Here is a 17,150-nt window from a genome sequence, read left to right on the forward strand (position 1 = left end):
TTGCTAGTCTCTAAGCTGTCTAATTAACCCCTATTACTTCCGTATCAACCACATTGTGCATCTTCTTAACGGAGTCTGCCATACGCTTTACAAATATATAGTTGGTTGCGCCTCCAATAACAGCACCCACAACAGGCACCAGTCTTTCCGCTGTGCGCACCCCAAAAGCCAGCAGCAGCTTTTCGGCTACCTTTTCCATCATCGTTTTAGTGACGGATACACCGGCCTCTATCTTTAAAGATGTAGCTATAAGGGACATGAAGTCTTCAAAAGTAAACCGGCTATGTCCTCTGCTATAATACATGACAGCCATAGTTACCCGGAATTGCTGGGTGATCAGGTTCACAAAGTCTACAGGCATCCCTACGATCATGGTTATAAAACCACCGGTTCCCGAGAGGGCACCCGAGCCGGCTGCTAAATATGCGCACTGGTTGATAAACTTATCCAATCCCATGGTGTCCACACCTTTTTTAATATTTAGCTGGTCTATATGGTCAAATATCTGCTTAAAGCCATCATGAGAAAGTTTTTCTGCATACTTCTTGATATCGAAACGTGTTTTTTTAAAGGGAAGATTCATCTTACTATAGCCATTAAGCAGCCTTTATAAACACGCTATTTACGTGCCAGTTTTAAAATGAGGAATAAATGACAGGGTACGGCTCAGCTCAATATGATTGGTTTACTGAAATATTTACTTTTGCGCAAACGCTTAAGCATTGAAAAAGAGCATCCTTATAGTAGACGATATCCATCCCGTATTCATAGAACAAGCACAAGCTTTGGGATACACCTGCGACTACCAGCCCACCATAAAAGCAGATCAAGCTTATGGTATACTTAACAATTATGAGGGCATGGTGATCCGTTCAAAGTTCCAGGTAGATAAAAGAGTGATGGACCTTGCGCCTAACCTGCGCTTTATCTGCCGCGCAGGAGCGGGCATGGACAATATCGATGAGGAATATGCAACAGCCAATAACATTACCTTAATAAATGCACCGGAAGGAAACTCCGACGCAGTAGGCGAACATGCCATAGGCTTGTTGCTGTCGCTGATGAACAACATAAACACCTCAGATGCCGAAGTACGCGCCGGAGCATGGCGCCGTGAATCTAACCGCGGTCATGAACTTAAAGGTAAAACCGTAGGTATAATTGGCTATGGCCATATGGGGCAAAGTTTTGCTAAAAAACTATCTGGCTTCGGTGTAAGCATTATAGCCTATGATAAATACAAAACCGGCTTTAGCGACGGCTATGCGCGCGAAGTAAGCATGGAAGAAATTGTTAAACATAGTGATGTGTTAAGCCTCCATGTGCCCCTTACTGCCGAAACCAACGGCCTGGTAAACGATGAGTATTTCTTTCATTTTAAAAAGCCTATATTTTTGATTAATACTTCGCGCGGAAAGGTGGTAAAAACCACAGCTGTGCTAAACGCTATTAAAGCGGGTAAGGTACTTGGCGCCGGCTTAGATGTTTTAGAGGTGGAAAAGTTTCCGGCTCTTGGAGAGCAGCCCTGGTTTGACGAACTAAAGCAACAAGGTAAAGTGATATTAACACCGCATGTGGCAGGATGGACATTTGACAGTTACCGCAAGATCAGCGAAGTAATGGCACGCAAACTGAAAGACATGCAAGTTTGATGTTGTTGTTGAGACTTACTGTTGTAATTGAAAGACAACCCTAAACAAAAATTTGGAGAATAAAATTTAATTCTCTTATCTTCGTTTAACACAAGACAAGACTATGCAGGCCCCGCCGACGTAGTCTTGTTTGTTTTTTAAGGCCATTCGCCCTTCTGTTTGCTGTAAATAGTAGGGCGGTTTTTTTTGCGCCTCAACAAAGGTTTATTTATTTAATAAGGGTTTTATGGCAGAGGTATCATACTTTACCAAAGAAGGTTTAGAGAAACTAAAAGAAGAATTACAACAATTAAAAACTACCGGCCGTGCCAATATAGCTAAGGCAATTGCTGAAGCACGCGACAAGGGAGATTTGTCAGAAAATGCCGAATATGATGCTGCGAAAGAAGCGCAAGGGCTGCACGAAACAAAAATAGCTTTGATGCAGGAAACCCTCGCCAATGCACGTCTGCTGGATGAATCTAAGCTTGACACATCAAAGGTACTGGCATTGTCGAAAGTAAAAATCAAGAACGTTAAGAACGGCGCTACCATGAGCTACCAGCTGGTGTCTGAAAGTGAGGCCGATCTGAAAGCGGGCAAAATCTCCGTGGCGTCTCCTATTGCAAAAGGCTTGTTGGGCAAAAAGGTTGGAGAGCGTACAGAAATCACTGTTCCTGCCGGTAAAATTGAATTTGAAATACTGGAAATAAGCAGATAACAATACATCAGTGAGCTGGCAGGTACAGATGTTATCAACCGGCTCACTGAATTATACGATAACTCATGACCATCTTTTCTAAAATAGTTGCAGGCGAGATACCGGCCTATAAAGTTGCAGAGACGGATGACTTTCTCGCATTTTTGGATATCAGACCGCTGGCAGAAGGCCACGTGCTGGTTATTCCAAAACAAGAAGTTGATTACATCTTCGACCTGGATGATGTGATCTATAATGAGTTGCAGATCTTTGCTAAAATTGTGGCTTCCGGGCTTAAAAAAGCTGTCCCATGCAAAAAGGTTGGCGTAGCCGTCATTGGCTTGGAAGTACCTCATGCACACATACACCTTATCCCGATGAACCGGGTAGATGATATGAACTTTTCACGACCAAAGCTTTCCTTCCCCCCGGAGCAGCTACAAGCCACTGCCGATAAGATAAGGATAGCGATACAATCTGCCACGCAGGAAGATTAATCACTAAATATCTATAATCTCCTTTTTCTTTTTGGTGCGAAGGCGCTTGGGCACAAAGTTGAGTATCTCATTTTTTAATGCCTCTATCATACGCCGTTTTAAAAAGTTTCGGTGCATTACAATGCTCACTTCACGGGCAGGTTCCGGACTTTTGAAGTAACGAACCTTGTCCCATTGCTTCTCATTCATGTCTGCAAGGGCCAGTTCCGGTAAAATGGTTGCCCCATTGTTCATGTCCACCATGCGCTTTAATGTTTCCACGCTGCCTGTGTTATATTCAAAATGCTGATAACCTTTAGTAGCTTTTCGGCGCTGGCAGATGTTTAATACCTGCTCGCGCATGCAATGTCCCTCGTTGAGCACCCACATTTCTTCCATGTCAATATCGTCAGGCACAATATGTTTTTTCTTAGATAGCTTGCTGTTTTTAGATACGTAAGCAACAAAATTTTCATAGAACACCGGCACTTCGGTAAGCGAACCCTCATGCAACGGGGTAGACAATATACCACAGTCCAGCGTTCCTAATTTAAGCTGCTGAATAATCTGCTCGGTTGTTTGTTCCCATACAATCAGTTTTACAGCAGGATACTTCTCTATAAAGCTCTGAATTATTTTAGGCAATATGTAAGGGGCTACAGTAGGTATAATGCCAACCTTTAATTCACCGGATAGTTCCTTCTGCCGGTCACTAATAATCTCTTTGATCTTTTCACTTTCCGCTAATAACACACGTGCCTGTGCTATTATTTCCGCACCAATTTCTGTAGGTACTACCGGCTGCTTACTGCGATCGAACAACTTAACCCCAAGTGTTTCCTCAAGCTTTTGCACCTGCATACTTAAGGTTGGCTGGGTAACAAAGCACTTTTCTGCTGCTCCAACAAAGCTCCTGTAAGTGTCTACTGCTATTATATACTCCAGTTGTGTTATCGTCATTATGTATAGATTATTGCTATGCAAAGATAATAAATATTGATTTTTTCTATTGAATTATATTGTTGATGTTTGATGTACAAACCAATATTTATGGATACCAATAAGAAAAAACTCACTAGCGCATCAGGAATTCCTTATGCTGAGAACGAAAACTCCATGACCGTTGGGCCACGCGGGCCCATCTTGTTGCAGGATTTTATCCTCCACGAAAAAATGGCGCACTTTAACCGAGAACGCATACCAGAGCGTGTTGTACATGCCAAAGGTTCGGGCGCTTACGGTACGTTTACTGTCACGCATGATATTTCTAAATACACCAGGGCTAAGGTTTTCAACACAATTGGTAAACAAACCAAAGTATTCCTGAGGTTTAGCACAGTAGGAGGCGAAAAGGGTTCAGCTGACACCGAACGTGACCCCCGTGGTTTTGCTGTGAAGTTTTACACAGAGGATGGCAACTGGGATCTTGTTGGAAATAATACGCCGGTTTTCTTTGTAAAAGATCCCAAGAAGTTTGGTGACTTCATTCATACCCAAAAACGCGACCCTTACACCAATTGCAAAAGCGCAACAATGATGTGGGATTTCTGGTCCTTAAACCCGGAGAGCCTGCACCAGGTAACTATACTGATGAGCGACCGCGGTACGCCGTATGGATACCGCCACATGGATGGATTTGGCAGCCACACTTTTTCGTTCATTAATGACAAAAACGAACGCTTTTGGGTGAAGTTTCATTTTAAAACCCAACAGGGTATAAAAAACTTTACCGATGAAGATGCGGGCGCTATGCGCGGCAAAAACCCTGATTTTGCGCAGCACGACCTGCTTACACATATAGACAATGGCGACTTTCCAAAATGGAACCTCAAAGTGCAGGTAATGCCTGAAGAGGATGCACGTACATATCACATTAACCCGTTTGATCTTACTAAAGTATGGCCACATGGCGACTACCCTCTTATTGATGTAGGTGTATTAGAGTTGAACGAAAATCCAGACAATTACTTTGCACATGTAGAGCAGGCGGCTTTTGCGCCGGCACACGTGGTAGATGGCGTTGGTTTCTCCCCTGACAAGATGTTGCAAGGGCGCATTTTGTCTTATCCTGACGCTCATCGTTATCGTTTAGGTGGTAATTACGAGCAGATACCTGTAAACCGCTGCCCTTATCTAGTAAGCAATTACCAAAGAGATGGCCTAATGGCTGTAAATGGTAACGGTGGCTCCGCACCAAATTACTTCCCAAATAGCTTTGACGAAATAGAGGCTGATCAAACCTATAAAGAGCCGGCATGGGACCTGCGCAACCAGGTAGCAGATTGGTATGACCGCAATGCAGAGGGTGAAAATGATCATTACACACAGCCAGGCAACCTCTACCGCCTTATGGATGAGAAAGCCAAGCAAGACCTGATAACCAATGTAGTAAACTCCATGAGCGGCATAGAAGGGCCCAAAAAAGACCTGATTACTAACCGCCAACTTTGCCATTGGTTTAGGGCAGACATTAACCTGGGTATGGCCATTGCCAAAGGCCTGCAATTAGACTTGCAGGAAACCATGAAACATATGCCTACGGTTTAAGCGGCAACTAAACGTTAACAAAGAGGCCGGAGCAATGCTCCGGCCTCTTTGTTATAAAAGAAATTAGTCTTTCTTTTTAGATGAAGTTTTAACACAATTTGGAACCGTTTTATCGTTCTTCTCTTTTGTTCCCTCTTTTTTGTAGCCTGACCAACATGGGTCTTTTTTAGTTTTAGTAGCCATAACAGTTTAGTTTATCTATCCTGTAGATAAACAACTATCGTTCCGTTTTGGCTAACTATTCTACCGTTACCGATTTTGCAAGATTACGAGGCTGGTCAACATTACAGCCACGCATTACTGCTATATGATAAGCAAGCAACTGCAACGGAATTGTGGCAAGTAAAGGCACAAACGTTTCGCTGGTTTGCGGTATTTCAATCACGTATTCTGCCATTTCCCTTACGTCTGTGTCGCCTTCGGACACAATAGCTATTACGTGGCCGCCACGTGCTTTTACTTCCTGTATGTTGCTTACTACTTTTTCGTAAGAAGAATTCTTTGTAGCGATAAAGATCACGGGCATATCGGCATCAATCAACGCTATAGGGCCGTGTTTCATTTCAGCTGCGGGATAACCTTCCGCATGTATGTAGGATATCTCCTTGAGCTTTAAAGCGCCCTCTAGTGCAACGGGAAAGGAACTACCCCTGCCCAAAAATAAACAGTTTGGAGAATCTTTAAACCTTTCGGCAATAGCTATCACCTGATCGTTAGCTTTTAGTGCGCGCTCCACCAGGTCAGGGATCTCATTTAATTCTGTAAGATACTCTACGGACTTGTTGCGTGTAATGGTGCCGCGTTGCTGTGCAATGTAAAAAGCCATCAGCGTTAATACCGACACCTGCGCGGTAAAAGCCTTGGTAGACGCTACACCAATTTCTGGTCCTGCATGAGTGTATACCCCGGCATGTGTAAGCCTTGGTATAGATGCCCCCACTACATTACAAATACCAAATATAGTCGCGCCCCTTTGTTTAGCAAGTTCAATTGCAGCCATGGTATCAGCAGTTTCGCCTGATTGCGATATTGCGATAACCAGGTCCTTAGATGTGATGATCGGGTTACGGTACCTGAACTCAGAAGCATACTCAACTTCCACCGGAACGCGGGCGAACTCTTCTATCAGGTATTCACCAACAAGTCCGGCATGCCACGATGTACCGCAGGCCACAATTATAATGCGGTCTACATTCCTCAACTTATCGGCATACTCTTTTATTCCGCCAAGCTGCACTTCTCCCCTGCCCGGGTATATACGCCCACGCAGGCAATCACGTATAGATCGCGGCTGCTCATATATCTCCTTCATCATGAAATGATCGTAGCCGCCTTTCTCCAGCATTTCCAGCTTTAAAGATAACTCTTGTATATAAGGGGTTTGTACCGAATTGTCAATGTTCTTGATCAGCAGGTCATCGCGCTTTATATAAGCTATTTCGTTATCATTTAAATAGATGACGTTTTTGGTATACTCAACTATAGGTGTTGCATCAGATGCTATAAAGTATTCTCCTTTGCCAACTCCTATTACCATTGGGCTACCCTTGCGTGCAGCAATTAGCTCATCCGGCTTGTCAGCACTCATTATAACAATAGCGTAAGCGCCAACCACCCGGTTCAATGCCAGCCGCACAGCTTCATTTAGGTCAAGGCCTGTGCTTTTTTGTATATCTTCTACCAGGTGTATCAACACCTCGGTATCTGTATCGCTTTTAAAAACATGTCCCTTAGCCAACAGGGCTTCTTTAATAACCCCGTAATTTTCTATAATACCATTGTGTATAATAGTCAGCTTACGATCACCGGATGAGTGCGGGTGTGAGTTGCGGTCGCTTGGCGGGCCGTGTGTGGCCCAACGGGTGTGGCCCATTCCTGCGGTAGCAGTAAAGGTAATTCCTTTAACGAAATCTTCCAGGTCACTTACCTTCCCTGCCTTTTTATAAACTTTCAGCCCCTTTTCTGCAAGAGCAATACCCGCACTGTCATAACCCCTGTACTCTAACCTGTGCAGGCCTTTTATAATAATAGGATAAGCATCACGAAAGCCTATGTAACCAACAATTCCGCACATTTTTTTAAGTTTAGATGTGAATAGTCAATATAATTACCCCCGTAATAACGCAACAAAGTCAATGTTATTTAGTACATAACATTGACTTTGCTAATTATGTTGCAAAAAGCTTATTTGTTTATCTTAGTGTAGATAATATTAAGCTTGATGCGATAAGGAGATTTTTTTCCAGAGGTGACAGTACGCTCGGCGTAAGTTGCCGTAGGCGATATGTCGATAGTTGTTGCTGTGACCGGGTTTACAGGAGCTATAAACGTACCGTAATCTACTGTTTTACCCCGTATAAGATCTTGTACAAACGCAGTCACTAAAAAGTGATATTCGTTGTTCTTCTTATTGTAAAAACCGTCAAAATACGATGGGCCGTTAACGCCGCGCGGGTCACTTGTAGCTGCATCCTGAAGACGAACGCGTTGTTTTGCTAAATCGTATTTATACATGGTGAGCCTTGGTGCCGGCGCATAAGGCACTCCAGAACCGGGCAATGCACTAACTACTAACTCAGCCCGGTTAATCACAACGTCTGAACCCAGGGAAGCGAATGTTTTTTGAATTTCGGGAAAGGCAACTTTAGCGCGAAGCCCCGCTAATCCCTGCAAGTACACCAATCCATCAGTTGATGTACTATTAAGTGCTGCCTGTACTTTTGCGCTGTAAGTATGCTTTATTGAGGCCATATGCGTACCGGCTTGTACTGGTAAGGTAACAACAGATGTATCTGTTGTAGTTCCGCTTACAGCTCTATAATAAATGTTAATCTTCGCCGAATCTAATGTAAACATAAGATTGCCTCCAGGTCCTGTAGTGCCTGTTTTATCCAGCGTAAGATATAAACCTTTAACAGCACCCTGAAAACCAAGGTTGCTTGCCCTGTATGCCGGAGGAGCTTCGGTAAAAAGATAGCTATCAATAAAACTTGATGCAATAGGTATGCGCACTTGCGGCACAACTTTTATCAGCGTATCCTTAGCTCCTTTTACTATGTTAAATATTTTCAGCGTATCGTGTGAACGTGCGATAAACGATTTTGTACCTAATAAAGATGAATTATAATCCCACTGCTTATTGTTATAGTAGGTAGTGGAAACATACTTTTCATTCAGCTGATGAACGTTGATCTTAAACTTAGATGCCAGGGAATCACCGTAAAAGCCATTGGCCGCATATGGGAGTACCAAAATAGCTGAGTCAATTGTAAGTGCACCTGTTGGAAGTGTATATGCAGAACCACCGGGCAAACTTAGCTGAGCAGCAATGTTTGATTCTGTAAGACCAAACTCCGGATCTTTAAAATAAGACAGTGGAGTTCTAAAAAGACCATTAGTAACAACAGAATCTTCGGGAACTGTATTAAGGGTGATATTTGTATCAGCAAATAAGGTACCGTTAAGCTGGTTGTTCTCATCAACCCCTAAGCCGATACCATCCTGGTTTTTACAGCTATTCAAAATAAAAAGACTTATTAACAGGGTTAATAAGCCTAATTTAGAAAATTTCATATATAACATTAAAGCTTATGCAACGTGCACCAATTCGTCATTGGTTATTTCGTCGTAAAAATTGTAATAATTTTCGTAATCTGATGTGGAAACGAATTCCATTACCGATTTATTGCTGTTTTTAACATTATTTAACACATCTGCATCAATGTTCTCGCTGGCCAAAACAATACCATCGCTGTACTGGATAGCACCTGCATACATAGCGGAGTTAGTTGCCGGTTTGTATAGCTCAGTGTTAGCCTCTGTCATATCACCCATAACTGCTTTCTGTGCAAACTCAGGGTTCATAGCATCTTTAAAGTCGTTCTCGTAGATAGAGTAAACAACCTTGGAGTGTTTAAAAGTAGGATCGTCTTTGTAAGTTGTTTTAAGGTATGCAGGCACCAGCGCGCTCATCCATCCATGGCAGTGTACCACGTCAGGCGCCCAGCCTAACTTTTTAACGGTCTCAAGCGCACCCTTGCAGAAGAAGATCATGCGTTCGTCGTTATCTGCATAAAATTTACCGTCCTTATCGGTAAACACATGCTTGCGCTGAAAGTACTCTTCGTTATCTAAAAAGTAAACCTGCATGCGTGCAGCAGGTATAGAAGCCACTTTAATGATAAGGGGGTTGTCATTATCGTTGATGATAATGTTCATACCCGATAAGCGGATAACTTCATGCAAACGATTCCTTCTCTCGTTGATATTACCGAAACGCGGCATCAGAATACGGATCTCGAATCCTTTATCCTGCATGGCTTGTGGAAGCTGGCGTGTTATTTCGGCAATTTTTGTGAGTTCGAGGAAAGGGGACATTTCATGAGTTATGAACAAAAGCTTAGATTTACCCATCACTGAATCAGAATTAATTTAAAGAAGTCAAAAAATTTGAGTTTGCAAATATAAGCATTATTATAACAAGTAACAATCTATATTGCAAGGCCATTTGGTAATTTTTGTTCAATTACCCACCTTTGCCCTCTTGTATTTATTACGTTGAAAATATTTTCCACCAAGCAAGATGTACAGCAGTATATAGCCGCTTTAGGCAATGTACAGTCAGGTTTTGTACCTACGATGGGGGCTCTTCACAAGGGCCATATCTCCCTCATTAACCGGGCTAAGGCTGACAATGATGTTGTCATCTGCAGCATATTCGTTAACCCTACGCAGTTTAATGACCCAAGTGACCTGGAAAAGTACCCGCGGCCAATTGAAGCAGATATCCTTAAACTAGAAGCAGCAAATTGCGATATTCTTTTTAATCCGCCCGTCAGGGAGATGTATGAAAATAATGAGCATTGGCATTTAAATATTGGTCAACTTGAGTTTTTACTCGAGGGCGAGTTTAGGCCGGGGCATTACCAGGGGGTTACCCAGGTAGTGTATAAACTACTTGATATTATTAAGCCAACCAGGCTTTACATGGGCCAGAAAGATTATCAGCAGTTTATGGTGGTATTGCGCATGGTGGAGTTATTGAACATGCCTGTTGAGATGGTGATGTGCCCGATAGAGCGCGAGCCGGATGGGCTGGCGATGAGTTCCCGCAACATCCACTTAACGGCAAATGATCGTAAGCACTCCCTGGTACTTTCAAAAGCATTAAACTGGGTTAAGCAGAACTTTGATATATTATCAATAGCACAATTGGAAGAAGATGCAATGAACATGCTGCAAGCCGAACCGGATGTAGAACCAGACTACTTTGAGATTGCAGACGGCAAGACGTTGTTACCTGCAGACGATCACTCCCAAACGATTGTTGCACTTACGGCAGCGAAGGTAGGCAAGACCCGTCTTATAGATAACGTCCTGATCAAATAACATCTTTGACGTTTTGGCATAAAGCTGTCTTAATGACTGGTGAATAAGCTCTCAGAAATACTTGTATCTTTGCACCGTCATTATTAGCCGATTGTACCACATCCATTATTTTGTTGGTAGGATTATTGACAGATGACGAACAATTATGATCATCGAGATATTAAAATCGAAACTTCACCGCGTTAAAGTTACCCAGGCAGAGCTTAACTATGTAGGCAGCATCACCATTGATGAGGACCTGATAGAGGCAGCCAACATTATCCCTAACGAAAAGGTGCAAATTGTTAATAACAACAACGGGGCACGTTTTGAAACTTACGTTATAAAAGGCGAACGCGGCAGCGGCACAGTTTGCCTTAATGGAGCAACAGCCCGCTTGGCACAGGTGGGCGATATAGTTATTATTATGTCCTACGCTTACATGGAAGCAGAAGAAGCCCGCACCTATGAACCTATTTTGATCTTCCCCGATAACAATAACAAATTGATTAAGTAATTTAGGTGCATTAATGCACCTTTTACCTTATGAGATCTATTTTTACCCTCCTGCTTTTTTGCTTATCGCTACCTGCATTGGCTCAAAAGGAAGAACCCAAAAACATTTATTTTCTTACCAATAAGGGGCGGTACGTAGAGGTTTTAGACAGTGCCGACTACATCCGCATAGTGAAAACGCCCGACTCGGGTTCTGTCCTTTACAACGTTACCGAATTTTACAAAAGCGGAAAACCAAAACTCATAGGTAAGTCTTCAAAGATTGACCCGCTACGGTATGATGGGCAAACAGTAGGCTTCTATGAAAGTGGGCGACGCCAAAGCACCTTCAATTACAAACAAGGCCAGCTATCTGGCGACGCTTTTGAATATTATCCAAATGGCAGGCTATATCGCGAAATAAACTATCCGGAAACGAATATTAGGGATACATCTTTCAAGGTCAGCTACAAAATTTTGGCTAATTTGGACTCAACCGGTAAAGTTTTGGTTGATGAGGGGAATGGTTATTACAGGGGATTTGACGAGAAATTCAAGTACATAAACGAGGAGGGCCAGGTAAAGGCAGGATTGCGTGACAGCACTTGGAAGGGCCGCGATATAAACCTTAAACTAACTTTTGAGGAGCATTATCATAACGGGAAAATAATTGAAGGCAGTGCTACGGACAGTACCGGCGCACGATTCGCCTATTATGGCGTAAGACAAACCATGCCCAAGTTCCCTAAAGGAGACGCTGGTTTTGGCAGATATTTAGGTTTAAACATAATCTATCCTAATTATGAACGAGCAAACAACATCCAGGGCACAGTGATATTAGCTTTTGTAGTGGAAAAAGACGGAACGTTAAGCGACATTAAAGTAAATAAACCGGTAAGCAAAGGACTGGATGAAGAAGCAATACGCGTTCTTAAAAGATCGCCCAGATGGACGCCGGGAACCATGTACGGAAAACCTATTCGTGTTTCATATACTGTACCCCTAACCTTCTCTCTTCAAAACTAATGTTTATCAGCAGGGTCGGCGGCAATACCCAACACTATTCTCAAGCTGGCATCAAGGCTAATTTTGTTGCGTAATACATAAGCCATGCGTATGCGCACCTTCTTTTCGCGCATTAACTCATCAAGCATATTGCTGTTGTCAATATCCAGCACAATGCTGCTGCCGCTATTTGGGCCTATATCTGTTCTGGAGGCAACCAGCACCTCATCCGCTCCGCTTGCTTTTGCCATGTAGACTTTTGCAGAAATCAGGTTGCCAATATTAAAGTCTGACGGAACAACAGCCGTGATCTTTGCAGATACAATGCGGACGTTGCTGATCCTGCCGCCGTTATTACCGTCCTTAACAAAGTTCTGATCAAAGCTGGAGCCTTCGCTTACCGCGTTGAGGTTAGTCCCCGTGGCAGAACTCGCCGGAACAACCAAAGTAGCAGTATATGGAAAACTTGATTTAATTATGGACTGCACAGTACCGCAGCGAATAAAAAGCAGCATCAAAATAACTGAAGAGAGTATAATTTTTTTCATAACATGGTTAATAGTTTATGGGCATAGCGCTTAAACGATAGTTGCTTTATACTGCAATATCGGTAGCAAAGGGGCTTGTTCTGTTAAATTAAAAAATTAAAATTTCAAATACCTCTAAATTACTATCTTTGCACCCCGACGCTGAAGTCGGAAATATCTTCTTTCAGCACATAGGTTTTGTTAAATGGCGAAAGCCGGTTTTTAACTTTTTTGACTTTAAACTTTTTGACTTAAAAAGTCCTATGCCCAAAGATACCTCCATCAAATCCGTTCTGATCATTGGCTCCGGCCCTATTATTATTGGCCAAGCCTGCGAATTTGATTACGCCGGCTCACAAGCAGCCCTATCCTTAAAAGACGAAGGCATTTCTGTATCCATCATTAATAGCAATCCTGCTACCATTATGACGGACAAAGTTATTGCCGATCATGTTTACCTCCTTCCGCTTACCTGCGAAAGCTTAGAGCAGATACTTCAGGAACAACAAATTGATGCCGTACTGCCTACCATGGGCGGACAAACCGCATTAAACTTGTGTATAGAAGCATCTGAACGCGGTATTTGGGAGAAATATGGTGTTAAAGTGGTAGGTGTTGATGTTGCCGCTATCGAGAAAACCGAAAACCGCGAAGCTTTCCGCCAGCTGATGGTAGATATAGGCGTTGGTGTTGCCAAATCAAAAATCGCTAACTCTTTCCTGGAAGGAAAAGAAGCTGCTCAGGAAATTGGCTTTCCGCTGGTTATCCGCCCAAGCTATACACTTGGTGGTAAAGGCGCCGGTTTTGTGCACAAAAAAGAAGAATTTGATGCTGCTTTAAGCCGCGGCCTGCAGGCTTCCCCTACCCACGAGGTATTGGTAGAACAGGCTGTTTTAGGCTGGAAGGAATACGAGCTGGAGCTGCTTCGTGATAATCGTGATAACGTAATCATCATCTGCTCTATCGAGAACTTTGACCCGATGGGTATCCACACCGGTGATTCGATTACCGTTGCACCTGCCATGACCCTGAGCGACCGCTGCTACCAGCAGATGCGTAACCAGGCCATTAAGATGATGCGTGCCATAGGCAACTTCGCCGGAGGCTGTAACGTACAGTTCTCTGTAAACCCGGCTGACGAAAGCATTATTGCTATCGAGATCAACCCGCGTGTATCGCGTTCATCCGCATTGGCGTCTAAAGCTACCGGGTACCCTATTGCTAAGATTGCTGCAAAGCTGGCCATAGGCTACAACCTTGACGAAATAGAAAACCAGATCACCAAAACCACGTCGGCTTACTTTGAGCCAACACTGGATTACGTGATCGTAAAAGTTCCGCGCTGGAACTTTGATAAATTTAAAGGTGCTAACCGCGAGCTTGGCCTGCAGATGAAGTCTGTTGGCGAGGTAATGGGTATTGGCCGTAGCTTTATTGAGGCTTTGCAGAAAGCCTGCCAGAGCCTTGAGATTGGCCGTGCCGGCCTTGGTGCCGATGGCCGCCAGAGCCGCAACTTGGAAGAGATTATGCACAGCCTGGAGCACCCAAGCTGGGACAGGCTGTTCCACATCTATGACGCCATGAGCCTGGGTGTGCCCATGGAGTCTATCCGAAAGGTTACCAAGATTGACCGCTGGTTCCTGAACCAGATTCAGGATATTGTGAACCTGGAGAATGAACTGCGCCGCTACTCGCTCAACAACGTTCCTGAAGAGTTCTTATACACGCTGAAACAAAAAGGTTTTTCTGACGTGCAGATCGCCTACATACTGGGCAACTCTACCACCGAAGAAGAAGTTTATCAGCGCCGCAAAGCACTTGGTATCCGCAGAGTTTACAAAATGGTTGACACATGCGCGGCTGAGTTCCCTGCTAAAACGCCATATTTCTACTCAACTTACGAAGGAGAGAACGAGTCGGTAGTTTCCGACAAGAAAAAGATCATCGTTCTGGGGTCGGGCCCTAACCGTATAGGCCAGGGTATAGAATTCGATTACAGCTGTGTGCACGGCTTGCTGGCTGCTAAAGAAAGCGGTTTTGAAGCAATCATGATCAACTGTAACCCCGAAACGGTATCTACCGACTTTAACATGGCGGACAAGCTGTACTTTGAGCCGGTTTTCTGGGAGCATGTTCGCGAGATCATCGACCTGGAGCAGCCATACGGTGTAATCGTTCAGCTGGGCGGACAAACCGCGCTGAAGATGGCCGAAAAGCTTCATGAGCATGGCATCCGCATTATAGGTACCGACTTCAACAACATGGATATTGCGGAAGACCGCGGCCGTTTCAGTGACCTGCTGAAAGACCTTGGCATTCCTTATCCCAAATATGGTGTAGCCGAAAGCGCTGAAGAAGCACTGGAAGTTGCGCATGAAGTTGGATACCCTGTATTGGTTCGTCCAAGCTATGTATTGGGCGGACAGGGCATGAGCATTGTGATAAACGACGAGGACCTGGAAAAAGCGGTAGTAAACCTGCTAAAAAACCTTCCGGGTAACCGCGTGCTGATTGACCACTTCCTGGACCGTGCAGCCGAAGCCGAGTCTGACTCCATACACGACGGTGAAGATGTGCACATTATTGGTATGATGGAACACATTGAGCCGGCTGGTATCCACTCCGGCGACTCGTTTGCGGTATTGCCGCCGTTCGATTTAAGCGAGAACGTTATCAGCCAGATAGAGGAATATACCGAAAAAATTGCCCGTGCACTTAATGTAAGAGGCTTGCTAAATATCCAGTTTGCTATTAAGGAGGACAAGGTTTACGTGATAGAAGCAAACCCACGTGCTTCACGTACGGTGCCTTTCATTGCTAAAGCTTACGATGTGCCTTACATCAACATTGCGGCTAAAGTAATGCTTGGCGTTAATAAACTAAAAGACTTTACCATAGAGCGCAAGCTTAAAGGATATGCAATAAAAGAACCTGTGTTTTCGTTTGATAAGTTCCCTGAAGTAAACAAGGAACTTGGCCCTGAAATGAAATCAACAGGCGAGGCCATCCGTTTCATCCCCGATCTGCAGGACCCATATTTCAGGCACCTGTATAAAGAAAAATCGATGTACTTGAGTAAATAATTTTTGAATTCAATTTTTGCGAGTTTAAAATTTATCCGCTTTATTGCGCAATAAATTAGCGCAATAAAGCATGGTTGAACTTAGTTTGAACGTAATTGAAGCTTAATTTAAAAACAACGCCGGCTATTAATCTTAACGATTTTGACCCAGCCGATATACAAGGCGTACTGCACCAGATAGAAGCGTCTTTCGATATCAAATTCGAAGATTCCGAGCTGAAGAACATCAGCACTTTTAATTCGCTTTGCGAGCTGGTAACCTTAAAAGTGAAACAGGCACATACCGGCTGTACTACGCAGCAGGCATTTTACAAACTGCGTAACGCCATTAACGCCAAAAATCCAACGGAAAAATACCTGATTAAACCGCAAACAAAACTTTGCGAGCTTTTCCCGAGAGATAACCGCATCGAGGTAGTTGCCGATATTGAGAACGATTTGGGTTTCCACATGAACCTGCTGCAGCCAAAACCATGGATCACCTGGAGCTTTGCGCTGCTGCTGGTAGCTTCATTAGGATTGTTCTTTATCAGCTCAACAATTGCTTTTATAGGTACAGTGATATCAATTGCCGGACTTAGGCTGGCAGGCCGCTTCGGAAAAGAACTTAAGGTGAAAACCATAGGTGACCTTGCTGAGAAAATTGCCCGCGAGCATCACCTGAAATGCCGCCGGGATGCATCTACCGTAAGCCGGGCCGAGATCTCTCAAAAGGTTAAAGAGCTATTCACAGCGCACTTGCACCTTGAACCGGTGTTTTTAATGAACAAATAAATAGCGGCTATTCATCCACCATTAAACCGGTCACCTCAAAATTAATGCGGTGGCTGGCGCTGGTATTTACCTTGTGCTGTTTTTTGCCGGAAACGGTATCGCCAGCAAAGTGCTGCAGGTCATCTGCAATAAACTGCTTCAGCGCTACACCCTGTATAATCACAATGCGGCCACGCAAGGCTGTTGGTAGTAAGATGTTGTAATCTTTAAAGTGTGCCTGTATTATACGGCCATTACCGCCATCCATCTCAAACCATCCGCCCTTTGGTTTGGTCACTTTAATTATTCTGCCCCTAAGCGCAGCGGTAACGCGTGTTTTCCGTTGCATGTCGCTTTCAATGGTGGTAGCCTTAGTTGGCCCTATACCGGCAGGCTTTATCCCAAACACCATCCCATGCGGCAATGGAGGTGGTTTTTGAGCAAATAGCGTTGCTGCTATTAAAACCTGTACGCCAATCAGTAATACTTTTATTCCACGCATATGCATTAAACACTTGTTGTGTTTCAAGGTTTGACAAGGCTTTAAACTTATAGTTTATTTTTCAA

At 43.8% G+C, this 17,150-nt stretch carries 16 protein-coding genes; 9 read left to right on the forward strand and 7 right to left on the reverse strand.

Features of this window, described 5'->3' with window-relative positions; translation table 11 throughout:
* Positions 1-19 precede the first annotated feature (19 nt).
* The gene (locus tag AC59GT_RS13190) at positions 20-583 is read right to left on the reverse strand and encodes a hypothetical protein (protein ID WP_497238067.1); all 564 of its coding nucleotides are present in this window, start codon (positions 581-583) and stop codon (positions 20-22) included.
* Between the two features lie 139 nt (positions 584-722).
* Between AC59GT_RS13190 and AC59GT_RS13195 the strand changes: the two genes are divergently transcribed.
* From AC59GT_RS13195 to AC59GT_RS13205, 3 genes are all read left to right on the forward strand, one after another.
* Entirely contained in the window at positions 723-1,652 is a 930-nt protein-coding gene (locus tag AC59GT_RS13195) for a 2-hydroxyacid dehydrogenase (RefSeq protein WP_497238068.1), read from the forward strand.
* Positions 1,653-1,878: 226 nt separating this feature from the next.
* A complete protein-coding gene (greA, locus tag AC59GT_RS13200; RefSeq protein WP_117383301.1) occupies positions 1,879-2,352 on the forward strand; it encodes a transcription elongation factor GreA in 474 nt (157 codons plus the stop codon).
* Between the two features lie 65 nt (positions 2,353-2,417).
* Complete coding sequence (locus AC59GT_RS13205) at positions 2,418-2,828, forward strand: HIT family protein (protein ID WP_497238069.1); 411 nt, start codon at positions 2,418-2,420, stop codon at positions 2,826-2,828.
* A gap of 3 nt (positions 2,829-2,831) precedes the next feature.
* Here AC59GT_RS13205 and AC59GT_RS13210 read toward each other — a convergent pair whose 3' ends face one another.
* A complete protein-coding gene (locus AC59GT_RS13210; RefSeq protein ID WP_497238070.1) occupies positions 2,832-3,767 on the reverse strand; it encodes a hydrogen peroxide-inducible genes activator in 936 nt (311 codons plus the stop codon).
* A 90-nt stretch (positions 3,768-3,857) separates the two neighbouring features.
* Here AC59GT_RS13210 and AC59GT_RS13215 point away from each other — a divergent pair, with 90 nt between their 5' ends.
* A complete protein-coding gene (locus tag AC59GT_RS13215) occupies positions 3,858-5,354 on the forward strand; it encodes a catalase (protein WP_117383295.1) in 1,497 nt (498 codons plus the stop codon).
* A 238-nt stretch (positions 5,355-5,592) separates the two neighbouring features.
* Here the strand turns inward: AC59GT_RS13215 and glmS are convergent, their stop codons facing one another.
* From glmS to AC59GT_RS13230, 3 genes are all read right to left on the reverse strand, one after another.
* Positions 5,593-7,428: a glutamine--fructose-6-phosphate transaminase (isomerizing) gene (gene glmS, locus AC59GT_RS13220; protein ID WP_497238071.1), complete on the reverse strand. Its 1,836-nt coding sequence runs from the start codon at positions 7,426-7,428 to the stop codon at positions 5,593-5,595.
* 110 nt (positions 7,429-7,538) lie between these two features.
* The gene (locus tag AC59GT_RS13225) at positions 7,539-8,876 is read right to left on the reverse strand and encodes a DUF4270 domain-containing protein (protein WP_497238072.1); all 1,338 of its coding nucleotides are present in this window, start codon (positions 8,874-8,876) and stop codon (positions 7,539-7,541) included.
* A 66-nt stretch (positions 8,877-8,942) separates the two neighbouring features.
* Complete coding sequence (locus AC59GT_RS13230; RefSeq protein WP_117383290.1) at positions 8,943-9,767, reverse strand: glycogen/starch synthase; 825 nt, start codon at positions 9,765-9,767, stop codon at positions 8,943-8,945.
* A gap of 144 nt (positions 9,768-9,911) precedes the next feature.
* Here AC59GT_RS13230 and panC point away from each other — a divergent pair, with 144 nt between their 5' ends.
* From panC to AC59GT_RS13245, 3 genes are all read left to right on the forward strand, one after another.
* Entirely contained in the window at positions 9,912-10,742 is an 831-nt protein-coding gene (gene panC, locus AC59GT_RS13235) for a pantoate--beta-alanine ligase (RefSeq protein WP_497238073.1), read from the forward strand.
* 145 nt (positions 10,743-10,887) lie between these two features.
* Positions 10,888-11,238, forward strand: a complete 351-nt coding sequence (gene panD / locus AC59GT_RS13240; protein WP_497238074.1) for an aspartate 1-decarboxylase — start codon at positions 10,888-10,890, stop codon at positions 11,236-11,238.
* A 29-nt stretch (positions 11,239-11,267) separates the two neighbouring features.
* On the forward strand, positions 11,268-12,242 hold the full coding sequence (locus tag AC59GT_RS13245) for a TonB family protein (protein WP_497238075.1): 975 nt from the start codon (positions 11,268-11,270) through the stop codon (positions 12,240-12,242).
* Here the strand turns inward: AC59GT_RS13245 and AC59GT_RS13250 are convergent.
* Positions 12,239-12,769 carry a hypothetical protein gene (locus tag AC59GT_RS13250; RefSeq protein ID WP_497238076.1) on the reverse strand — a complete coding sequence of 177 codons (531 nt, stop codon included), beginning with the start codon at positions 12,767-12,769 and terminating at the stop codon, positions 12,239-12,241. The two genes, AC59GT_RS13245 and AC59GT_RS13250, sit on opposite strands and share 4 nt — an antisense overlap.
* 242 nt (positions 12,770-13,011) lie before the next feature.
* Between AC59GT_RS13250 and carB the strand changes: the two genes are divergently transcribed.
* Positions 13,012-15,831 (forward strand): carbamoyl-phosphate synthase large subunit, encoded by a 2,820-nt coding sequence (carB, locus tag AC59GT_RS13255; RefSeq protein WP_497238292.1) that lies wholly within the window; start codon positions 13,012-13,014, stop codon positions 15,829-15,831.
* A gap of 95 nt (positions 15,832-15,926) precedes the next feature.
* Positions 15,927-16,604, forward strand: coding sequence for a hypothetical protein (locus AC59GT_RS13260; protein WP_497238077.1), 678 nt, complete (start codon positions 15,927-15,929; stop codon positions 16,602-16,604).
* Between the two features lie 7 nt (positions 16,605-16,611).
* On the opposite strand, the gene AC59GT_RS13265 is transcribed toward AC59GT_RS13260, so the two are convergent.
* On the reverse strand, positions 16,612-17,085 hold the full coding sequence (locus AC59GT_RS13265) for a DUF4920 domain-containing protein (protein WP_497238078.1): 474 nt from the start codon (positions 17,083-17,085) through the stop codon (positions 16,612-16,614).
* Positions 17,086-17,150 lie beyond the last annotated feature (65 nt).

It is taken from the genome of Mucilaginibacter sp. 320_HR, from assembly GCF_059691875.1.

Coding starts and splice junctions, on each gene's coding strand:
- panD (WP_497238074.1), top strand. CDS start 10,888: ATGATCATCGAGATATTAAAATCGAAACTTCACCGCGTTAAAGTTACC.
- AC59GT_RS13215 (WP_117383295.1), top strand. CDS start 3,858: ATGGATACCAATAAGAAAAAACTCACTAGCGCATCAGGAATTCCTTAT.
- AC59GT_RS13210 (WP_497238070.1), bottom strand. CDS start 3,767: ATGACGATAACACAACTGGAGTATATAATAGCAGTAGACACTTACAGG.
- glmS (WP_497238071.1), bottom strand. CDS start 7,428: ATGTGCGGAATTGTTGGTTACATAGGCTTTCGTGATGCTTATCCTATT.
- greA (WP_117383301.1), top strand. CDS start 1,879: ATGGCAGAGGTATCATACTTTACCAAAGAAGGTTTAGAGAAACTAAAA.
- AC59GT_RS13205 (WP_497238069.1), top strand. CDS start 2,418: ATGACCATCTTTTCTAAAATAGTTGCAGGCGAGATACCGGCCTATAAA.
- AC59GT_RS13250 (WP_497238076.1), bottom strand. CDS start 12,769: ATGAAAAAAATTATACTCTCTTCAGTTATTTTGATGCTGCTTTTTATT.
- AC59GT_RS13190 (WP_497238067.1), bottom strand. CDS start 583: ATGAATCTTCCCTTTAAAAAAACACGTTTCGATATCAAGAAGTATGCA.
- AC59GT_RS13245 (WP_497238075.1), top strand. CDS start 11,268: ATGAGATCTATTTTTACCCTCCTGCTTTTTTGCTTATCGCTACCTGCA.
- carB (WP_497238292.1), top strand. CDS start 13,012: ATGCCCAAAGATACCTCCATCAAATCCGTTCTGATCATTGGCTCCGGC.
- AC59GT_RS13265 (WP_497238078.1), bottom strand. CDS start 17,085: ATGCGTGGAATAAAAGTATTACTGATTGGCGTACAGGTTTTAATAGCA.
- AC59GT_RS13230 (WP_117383290.1), bottom strand. CDS start 9,767: ATGGGTAAATCTAAGCTTTTGTTCATAACTCATGAAATGTCCCCTTTC.